We start from the raw sequence: 8,987 nt of genomic DNA on the forward strand, positions 1-8,987 counted from the left end.
AGTGGCAAGGAGCCCTCGTGCCAATAGTTGAAATGGAACGTCGCCAGGTGGTCGTGATCGGCGCCGGACCATCCGGGGCTATCGCCGCCGCGCTGTTAAAGCGCAACGGGCATGACGTATTGATCATCGAGCGCCAGCATTTCCCACGGTTCTCGATTGGCGAAAGCCTGCTGTCCCACTGCATCGATTTTATCGAAGAAGCCGGCATGCTCGACGCCGTGCAAGCAGCGGGTTTCCAAGTGAAAACCGGTGCGGCGTTCGCCTGGGGCGAGCGCTACAGCGCGTTTGATTTCGGCGACACCTTCAGCAACGGCAAGCCGACCACCTTCCAGGTGCAGCGCGGCGAGTTCGACAAGTTGCTGGCCGATCAGGCCGCACTGCAAGGCGTGGACATTCGCTACGGCGAAACCGTCGCGGGTGTGGACTTGAGTGGCGAGTGCCGCTACCTGCATATCCGCCGGGAGAACGGCAGCGAGTACCACGTCAAGGCCAGATTCGTGCTGGATGCCAGTGGTTATGGCCGCGTGTTGCCGCGCCTGCTGGAACTGGAAGCCCCTTCGAACTTTCCCTTGCGCCAGGCGGTATTCACTCACGTCGAGGACTGCATCACGCACCCAGGTTTCGACCGCAGCAAAATCCTCGTGACCACCCACCCGACGAAGCGCGATATCTGGTTCTGGACCATCCCCTTCAGCAACGGGCGTTGTTCAGTGGGCGTAGTGGCGGCCAAACAACACTTTGACGGCCGCGACAGCGACCTCGACGCGTGCCTGCGGGGCTTCATCGATGAAACCCCGAGCCTGCGCGGCGTACTGCAAAACGCCGTCTGGGACACGCCGGCACGGACCATCGGCGGTTACGCGGCCAACGTCACAACCCTGCACGGGCCGGGCTTTGCGCTGTTGGGCAATGCGGCGGAGTTCCTCGACCCGGTATTCTCCTCCGGCGTAACCATTGCCATGCGTTCGGCGAGCATGGCGGCGGGTGTGCTGCATCGCCAATTGAAGGGCGAAACCGTCGACTGGCAAACCGAGTTTGCCGAGCCGCTCAAGCGCGGTGTCGATACCTTCCGTTGCTACGTCGAAGGCTGGTATGCCGGAACGTTCCAGGACGTGATTTTTCATCCGGGCAGCTCACCGGAGATCCGTCGGATGATCAGCTCGATCCTCGCCGGTTATGCCTGGGATGAACGTAATCCGTTTGTCAGCGAACCCAAGCGGCGCCTGCGGATGTTGTCGGAAATTTGTGCGAGTGAAACGGTATGACCACCCAGTACCTGAGTAAGAACTACGTCGAAGAAACCCGGTTCGGTTTCTGGTTCCTGCGCAGCCACACCTGGCAACACCATGTGTTGCGCGTGGCGATCAATGACCTGCGCAGCTTGTTCAGCGAACCGTTGCCGGTGGCGCCGGTGTTGCTGGACGCCGGTTGCGGCCAGGGCAAGTCGTTTCGCTATTTGCAGCAGGTCTTTGCGCCCGAGCGCCTGATCGGCCTGGATGCCGACCCTCACAGCCTGGCGCTGAGCCAGGCCGAAGCCGCCCGCCAAGGCCTGGCGGTGGAACTGATCGGCAGCGACTGCGCGACCCTGCAAGTGCCGGACGAAAGCGTCGACATCCTGTTCTGCCACCAGACCTTTCATCATCTGGTCGAACAGCATCGCGCACTCAAAGAGTTCTACCGAGTGCTCAAGCCCGGTGGTTACTTGCTGTTTGCCGAGTCGACCGAAGCCTACATCGATACCTGGGTGATCCGCTGGCTGTTCCGTCACCCGATGCACGTGCAGAAGAGCGCCGAAGAGTACCTGCAGATGCTCCGCGAACAGGGCTTTGAATTTGGCCCGCAGAACGTCTCATACCCCTATCTGTGGTGGAGCCGTGCCAGCGATTTCGGCCTGCTCGAACGCTGGGGCCTGCGCAATCCGCCGCCGGTGGGCCAACGTGAGGAAACGCTGGTCAACTGCGTAGCGCGTAAACCTCTGGCGAGTGCCACCCCATGATCCGCCTGTTGCTGATCGGCTGCCTGTTGCTGCTGAGTGCCTGCGCCAGCCAGCCGCCGCTGCCGGCGAAAACCCCGGCGTTGAGCTTGCCGATGCAACTGCATGTGCAGCGCCGCACGGGCGGCCAGACCCAGGACTGGTTGCTGGTCATCCAGCGTGAAGGCAGCGCGATTCGCTGGTCGATGATGGACCCGCTGGGCATTCCCCAGGCCCGCCAAAAACTGGTCGATGGCCAGTGGCAGGCCGATGGTTTGCTGCCGCCAAACCCTCAGGCGCGGGAGCTGTTCGCTGCGCTGCTGTTTGCCCTGACGTCGGCCGATGACGTGCCTGCGCTGTACCCGAGCGCCCAGGCGAGGGACCTGACGCGTACGCTGCCGGGGCACTGGCAAATCGTGTATCAGTCTTCCGAGGTGTTCAGTGTGAACATGAATGGGCAGCCGTTGAGCTATCGCATCACGCCGCTTGGGGTGGGCCGATGACGGCCTATCTGAATGCGCTCGGCGTGATCTGCGCGCTGGGGCGCGGCCAAGCCGAAGTCAGCCGCAGCCTGTTTGCCGGCGACTGCTCGGGCATGCGCGCCGAGAGCGGCTGGGTGCCGGATCGCGTGTTGCCGGTAGGCGGCGTGCGGGGTGAGCTGGCAGACATTCCCGCAGCGCTGTGCGCACAAAATAGCCGTAACAACCAACTGTTGCTGGAAGCGGCGCTGCAGATTGAAGACGAGATTCGTCAGGCGATCCACACTCACGGTGCAGCACGCGTGGGTGTCGTGTTGGGCACCAGCACGTCGGGCATCGATGAAGCCAGCCGCGGTATCGCCCATTACCTGCGCAATCAGCAATTCCCCGGCGACTATGACTACCAGCAGCAGGAGCTCAGCGCGCCGGCGAATTTCCTCGCCGACTGGCTGCACCTGAGCGGCCCGGCCTATGTGATCTCCACAGCGTGCACTTCCAGTGCCCGTGCGCTGGTCAGTGCCCAGCGCCTGCTGGACCTGGGCGTATGCGATGCGGTGATCTGCGGCGGCGTAGACAGTCTGTGCAAGTTGACGCTTAACGGTTTCACCGCGCTGGAAGCGGTGTCGAGCGAACGCTGCAATCCATTTTCGGTGAACCGTAATGGCATCAACATCGGCGAAGCAGCGGTGCTGTTCCTGATGAGTCGCCAGCCTGCGCCCATCGCGTTGATCGGCAGCGGCGCCAGCTGTGATGCCCACCACATTTCCGCCCCCGAACCCTCCGGCAAAGGTGCGTTGCACGCCATGCGCAAGGCCCTGGCCAGTGCGAAACTGGCGCCGGAACAGATCGGCTACCTGAACCTGCACGGCACCGCCACTCTGCACAATGACGCCATGGAGAGCCTGGCCGTGGCCAGCCTGTTCCCGCAGGGTGTGGCCTGCTCGTCGACCAAACCCATGAGCGGCCATACCCTCGGCGCAGCCGGTGCATTGGAAGCGGCCTTCTGCTGGCTGAGCCTGGCTCACGGTGCAGTGCCGCCGCATGTGTGGGATGGCCAGGCCGACCCGGCATTGCCGGCCTTGCAATGGGCCGCAGCGGGCGACACCTTGAAAAAACGCTGCCTGATGAGCAACTCGTTTGCCTTCGGCGGCAATAACATCAGCCTGATAATCGCAGAGGCCCCATGATCGATTGGCCACTCGCCGAACTGCTGCCCCATGCGGGCGACATGATCCTGATCGACCAGGTGCTGTCGTTCGATGAGGAGCAGGTCCACACCCGTGTCACCGTCAAGCCCGGCGGTTTGTTCAGCCGCCCGGACGGCAGCCTGCCGGCCTGGGTCGGCATCGAGCTGATGGCGCAGAGTGTCGCCGCCTATGCCGGTTGCCGGGCACGCCAGAAAGGCGAAGCCGTGGAACTGGGCTTCCTGCTGGGCACACGCAAGTTCGAGTGCAACGTGGAACACTTCCCCGCAGGCGCCGAGCTGCGCATCCACGGCCTGCGTTCCCTGGAAGACGATAACGGCATGGGGGTGTTCGAATGCCACCTGACCGGCGACGGTATCCAGGCCAGCGCCCGCTTGAACGTATTTCGACCGCCCCAGGCGGCCAACTATTTAGATGAATCTAAGGACGAAACGCCATGACTGAATCCGTACTGGTCACCGGCTCCAGCCGTGGCATCGGCCGCGCCATTGCCTTGCGCCTGGCCCAGGCCGGGCATGACATCGTGCTGCATTGCCGCAGCGGCCGGGCCGAAGCCGATGCGGTGCAGGTCGAAATCCAGGCCCTGGGGCGCCAGGCGCGGGTGCTGCAGTTCGATGTGGCGGACCGTGCGCACTGCAAGCAAATCCTGGAGGCGGACGTGGAGCAGCATGGCGCCTATTACGGCGTAGTACTCAACGCCGGCCTGACCCGCGACGGCGCGTTCCCGGCCTTGTCCGAAGACGATTGGGACGTGGTGATGCGCACCAACCTCGATGGTTTCTACAACGTATTGCATCCGGTGATGATGCCGATGATCCGCCGTCGTGCGGCCGGGCGTATCGTGTGCATCACCTCGGTATCGGGGCTGATCGGCAACCGTGGCCAGGTCAACTACAGCGCCTCGAAAGCCGGCCTGATCGGCGCAGCCAAGGCACTGGCCATCGAGCTGGGCAAACGCAAGATCACCGTCAACTGTGTGGCTCCCGGCCTGATCGACACCGCGATGCTCGATGAAAACGTGCCGGTTGAAGAGCTGATGAAGATGATCCCGGCGCAGCGCATGGGCACCCCGGAAGAAGTCGCCGGCGCGGTGAGTTTCCTGATGTCGGCCGAAGCCGGCTACATCACTCGCCAGGTGCTGGCGGTGAACGGAGGCCTATGCTGATGAAGCGTGTCGTCGTCACCGGCATGGCCGGCATGACCTCCCTGGGCAGCGATTGGGCCACTATCTCGGCCAACTTCCGCGCCAACCGCAGCGGCATCCGGCGCATGGATGAGTGGGACCGCTTCAGCGAATTGAATACACGCCTGGCCGGGCCGATTGACGATTTCGTCGTGCCCGCCCACTGGACGCGCAAACAACTGCGCAGCATGGGTCGCGTCTCGCGCCTGGCGGTGTGGGCCGCCGAGCAGGCGTTGAAAGACGCCGGTCTGCTGGGCGACGAGTCGATCAAGGACGGGCGCATGGGCGTGGCCTGCGGCTCGTCCACCGGCAGCACCGATGAGATCAAGGCGTTTGGCAATATGCTGCTCAATTCGGTGGCCGAGGGGCTGAATGCCAACTCCTATGTGCGCATGATGCCCCACACCACCGCGGCGAATATCAGTATCTTCTTTGGTCTCACCGGGCGGTTGATCCCCACGTCCAGCGCCTGCACCAGCGGCAGTCAGGGCATTGGGTATGCCTATGAAGCGATCAAGTTCGGCCGTCTGCCGATGATGCTTGCCGGCGGCGCCGAAGAACTGTGCCCCACCGAAGCCATGGTATTCGACGCGCTCTATGCCACCAGCCTGAAAAACGATGCACCGCAAACCAGCCCAAGGCCTTATGACAGTGGCCGCGACGGCCTGGTGATCGGTGAGGGCAGCGGCATGCTGGTGCTGGAAGAATTGGAACACGCCCTGGCGCGAGGAGCGCACATCCACGCCGAGATCGTCGGGTTCGGCAGCAATGCCGACGGCCAGCACACGACCCGCCCCGAACAGAAAACCATGCGCCGCGCCATGGAGCTGGCCCTGGAAGATGCCGGTCTCACCCCGGATGCCATCGGCTACGTCAACGGCCACGGCACTGCCACCGACCAAGGCGACATTGCCGAGACCCTGGCCACCAGCAGCCTGTTCGGCAGCCGCATGCCCATCAGCTCACAGAAAAGCTTCCTGGGCCACACCCTGGGCGCCTGCGGTGCGTTGGAGTCGTGGTTCAGCATCGAGATGATGAACCGCGACCAGTACGTACACACCTTCAACCTGGACGTCGTCGACCCGCAATGCGGCGAGCTGGATTACCTGCAAGGCGGTCTGCGTGAGATGCACCACGACTACGTGATGAACAACAACTTTGCCTTTGGCGGCGTCAACACATCGCTGATTTTCCGCCGCTGGTCCTGACTTTTTAATCGATTGGAGAAAACGGAATGTCCTCCCTGCTACGCGCCACCCTGATCACCCTGGCCCTGCTGAGCACTGCCGGTTGCACCAGTAAACCGGTACTCAACACCCAGCACGATTTGGTAGCCGGCCCCCAGGTCAGTGAAGAGCAAGTCAAACAGGTCATCGTCAACGCCCTGCAAAAGCGCGAATGGACAGTACAGCGCCTGAGCCCGCAGTTGGTGCAGGCCGAGATCACCGTGCGCAACCAGTTCCACGCGGAAATCGATATCCGCTACACCCGCAACAGCTACGCCATCACCTACCGCGACAGCCGCGACCTGGGCTACAAGGACGGGAAGATCCATCGCAACTACAACCGTTGGGTGAGCATGCTGGATCGCGACATCCTGGCGGGGTTGCGGGGTGCGGGACTGCAATAAACTCTGATTCATTGATCATTCCCACGCTCCGCGTGGGAATGCCGCCTGGGACGCTCTGCGTACCGCTGTTGGCGCAAGACTCCAGTCCTGTGCCAGGGTGACGCGGAGCGCCACGGGATGCGTCCCCACGCAGAGCGTGGGGACGATCATTGCACGGGCTGGCGCGTCAACAACTCCACAAACGCTTTCGCCATCGGGCTCTGCACGCCTTTGCGCTGCACCAGCCATACTGCCGTCACCGCCTCTTGATCCAGCAAGGTGCGATACACCACGCCATCAATGCGGATACGCTGGTAAGAGGCTGGCAGCACCGACACGCCGAGCCCCGCCGCTACCAGGCCGATGATGGTCATCGCCTCCCCCGCCTCCTGGGCGAAGTGCGGGCTGAAGCCGGCGTCACGCGCCAGATTGAGCAGTTGAGCGTAGAGACCGCTGCCGTAGGTCCGCGGGAAAAACACAAACGGCTCCTGCGCCAACTGTGCCAGGTGCAAGCCGCGCTCACTGCCGTACACCAGGGGATGCCCAGCATTCAGCACGGCCACCAGTGGCTCGCGCATCAACTCAATGACACCCAGCGAGTCAGGCAACGGCAGCGGGCGCATCAACCCCACCTGGATCGACTCATCCACCAGCGACTCGGCCACTTCGGTGCTGCTCATTTCCTGCAAATTCAGATGCACCGCCGGGAACGCCTGGCGAAACGCAAAGATCGCCTGGGGAATGCTGGAGTTGAACGGCGCCGATGAGGTAAAGCCGATCTTCAGTTCGCCCAACTCACCTGATTGCGCGCGCCGCGCTACATCGGCGGCTTTGTCGACCTGAGCCAGTACCAGCCGCGCCTCTTGCAGGAACAACCGTCCGGCCTCGCTCAACTCAACCCGACGATTGGTGCGCTCGAACAAACGCGCCCCCACTTCCTGTTCCAGCGCCTGGATCTGCTGGCTCAGCGGCGGCTGCGAGATGCCCAGTACCTGTGCGGCGCGGCCAAAATGCAGTTCTTCGGCGACGGCAATGAAGTAGCGCAAATGACGTAATTCCATGCAAACCTTATTAGGTCGTAAAAGCTCTCAAACAGGTCGAACAATATATTGGAAAGAATCATTAGCCAGCTATATTCTTTTTTGTATTGCCAGTCCTGGCAGGCTTTCGCTCCCCGAGGTCCCCGTGAAATCTGCTGTCGCGCCATTCGCTCAAGAACGCCCACCCACTGCCCTGGACGAGGTGGTCGCCCAGCTCAACGACGAGTACATCGAAAAAGGCACGCCGATGTTCATGCGCACCGTGCTGGCGCTGTTCTCCGGTGGTTTCGCGACCTTTGCCCTGCTGTATTGCGTGCAGCCAATGATGCCGGCGCTGTCCCATGAGTTTTCCATCAATGCGGCGCAAAGCAGCCTGATTCTGTCGGTGTCCACGGCGATGCTGGCATTCGGCTTGCTGATCACCGGGCCGATCTCCGATAGGCTGGGGCGCAAACCCGTGATGGTTTCAGCGCTGTTCTGCGCCGCGCTGGCGACCATCGCCAGCGGCTTGATGCCGACGTGGGAAGGCATCCTCCTGATGCGTGCGCTGGTGGGGTTGTCATTGAGCGGCCTGGCGGCGGTGGCGATGACCTACCTGAGCGAAGAGATCCATCCGCAGCACATCGGCCTGGCCATGGGCTTGTACATCGGCGGCAACGCGATTGGCGGCATGAGCGGCCGCCTGATCATCGGCGTCCTGATCGACTTCGTCAGTTGGCATACCGCGATGCTGATCATTGGCGCCCTGGCGCTGATGGCGGCCACGGTGTTCTGGAAAATCCTTCCCGAGTCACGCAACTTCCGCGCCACCAGCCTCAAGCCCCGTAGCCTGCTGGACGGTTTTGTCATGCACTTCAAGGACGCGGGCTTGCCGTGGTTGTTTCTCGAAGCCTTCCTGCTGATGGGCGCATTCGTGACGATGTTCAACTACATAGGCTATCGCTTGCTGGGCGACCCGTATGACTTGAGCCAGGCCGTGGTCGGCCTGCTGTCGCTGGTGTACCTCTCGGGCATCTACAGCTCGGCCAAAATCGGCTCCCTGGCCGACCGCCTCGGCCGCCGCCGCGTGTTATGGGGCACTATCGTCTTGATGCTCGCCGGCATGCTCCTGACGCTCTTCACCCCCCTGTGGCTAGTGGTGCCCGGCATGCTGATCTTCACGTTCGGCTTCTTCGGCGCCCACTCGGTGGCCAGCAGCTGGATCGGCCGCCGCGCGGTAAAAGCCAAGGGGCAGGCGTCTTCGCTGTACTTGTTCTGCTACTACGTGGGATCGAGTGTTGCGGGGACTGCGGGAGGGTTCTTCTGGCACTTTGCAGGCTGGAACGGGATTGGCGGGTTTATTGTGGCGCTGCTGATCGGTGCGTTGCTGGTGGCGCTGAAGCTGGCGAAATTGCCGCCGCTGGGGAATGTGAAGGTCTGACACGATATGGCGGAAAGTGGGAGGGGGCTTGCTCCCGATAGCGGTGTGTCAGTTTCAGTGTTTGTAACTGAACCACCGC

At 62.5% G+C, this 8,987-nt stretch carries 10 protein-coding genes; 9 read left to right on the forward strand and 1 reads right to left on the reverse strand.

Annotation, left to right across the window (positions count from 1 at the left end):
• Positions 1-17: 17 nt before the first annotated feature.
• The 8 genes from ACQRBV_RS06980 to ACQRBV_RS07015 are packed head-to-tail and all read left to right on the forward strand — an operon-like array spanning position 18 to position 6,469.
• A complete protein-coding gene (locus ACQRBV_RS06980; RefSeq protein WP_411985061.1) occupies positions 18-1,265 on the forward strand; it encodes an NAD(P)/FAD-dependent oxidoreductase in 1,248 nt (415 codons plus the stop codon).
• Entirely contained in the window at positions 1,262-1,996 is a 735-nt protein-coding gene (locus ACQRBV_RS06985; RefSeq protein ID WP_205344147.1) for a class I SAM-dependent methyltransferase, read from the forward strand. Before ACQRBV_RS06980 ends, ACQRBV_RS06985 begins: the two co-directional genes overlap by 4 nt.
• Positions 1,993-2,475, forward strand: a complete 483-nt coding sequence (locus ACQRBV_RS06990) for a hypothetical protein (RefSeq protein ID WP_205344146.1) — start codon at positions 1,993-1,995, stop codon at positions 2,473-2,475. The genes ACQRBV_RS06985 and ACQRBV_RS06990 overlap by 4 nt, the downstream gene beginning before the upstream one ends.
• Positions 2,472-3,638 (forward strand): beta-ketoacyl-[acyl-carrier-protein] synthase family protein, encoded by a 1,167-nt coding sequence (locus tag ACQRBV_RS06995; protein ID WP_060755190.1) that lies wholly within the window; start codon positions 2,472-2,474, stop codon positions 3,636-3,638. Before ACQRBV_RS06990 ends, ACQRBV_RS06995 begins: the two co-directional genes overlap by 4 nt.
• Entirely contained in the window at positions 3,635-4,096 is a 462-nt protein-coding gene (locus ACQRBV_RS07000; protein WP_060755191.1) for a hotdog family protein, read from the forward strand. Before ACQRBV_RS06995 ends, ACQRBV_RS07000 begins: the two co-directional genes overlap by 4 nt.
• Positions 4,093-4,821 carry a 3-oxoacyl-ACP reductase FabG gene (gene fabG, locus ACQRBV_RS07005; RefSeq protein WP_411985060.1) on the forward strand — a complete coding sequence of 243 codons (729 nt, stop codon included), beginning with the start codon at positions 4,093-4,095 and terminating at the stop codon, positions 4,819-4,821. The genes ACQRBV_RS07000 and fabG overlap by 4 nt, the downstream gene beginning before the upstream one ends.
• Positions 4,821-6,047, forward strand: a complete 1,227-nt coding sequence (locus tag ACQRBV_RS07010; protein WP_090367262.1) for a beta-ketoacyl-ACP synthase — start codon at positions 4,821-4,823, stop codon at positions 6,045-6,047. Before fabG ends, ACQRBV_RS07010 begins: the two co-directional genes overlap by 1 nt.
• A 26-nt stretch (positions 6,048-6,073) precedes the next feature.
• Positions 6,074-6,469 (forward strand): hypothetical protein, encoded by a 396-nt coding sequence (locus ACQRBV_RS07015; RefSeq protein ID WP_411985059.1) that lies wholly within the window; start codon positions 6,074-6,076, stop codon positions 6,467-6,469.
• Positions 6,470-6,615: 146 nt separating this feature from the next.
• Here the strand turns inward: ACQRBV_RS07015 and ACQRBV_RS07020 are convergent, their stop codons facing one another.
• On the reverse strand, positions 6,616-7,509 hold the full coding sequence (locus ACQRBV_RS07020; protein WP_411985058.1) for a LysR family transcriptional regulator: 894 nt from the start codon (positions 7,507-7,509) through the stop codon (positions 6,616-6,618).
• A gap of 172 nt (positions 7,510-7,681) precedes the next feature.
• Between ACQRBV_RS07020 and ACQRBV_RS07025 the strand changes: the two genes are divergently transcribed.
• Positions 7,682-8,908, forward strand: coding sequence for an MFS transporter (locus ACQRBV_RS07025; RefSeq protein ID WP_232965719.1), 1,227 nt, complete (start codon positions 7,682-7,684; stop codon positions 8,906-8,908).
• The last annotated feature ends 79 nt before the right edge of the window (positions 8,909-8,987 follow it).

Origin of the sequence: Pseudomonas sp. R11F (assembly GCF_050312575.1) — a bacterium.
Classification (GTDB): Bacteria; Pseudomonadota; Gammaproteobacteria; order Pseudomonadales; family Pseudomonadaceae; genus Aquipseudomonas; species Aquipseudomonas palleroniana.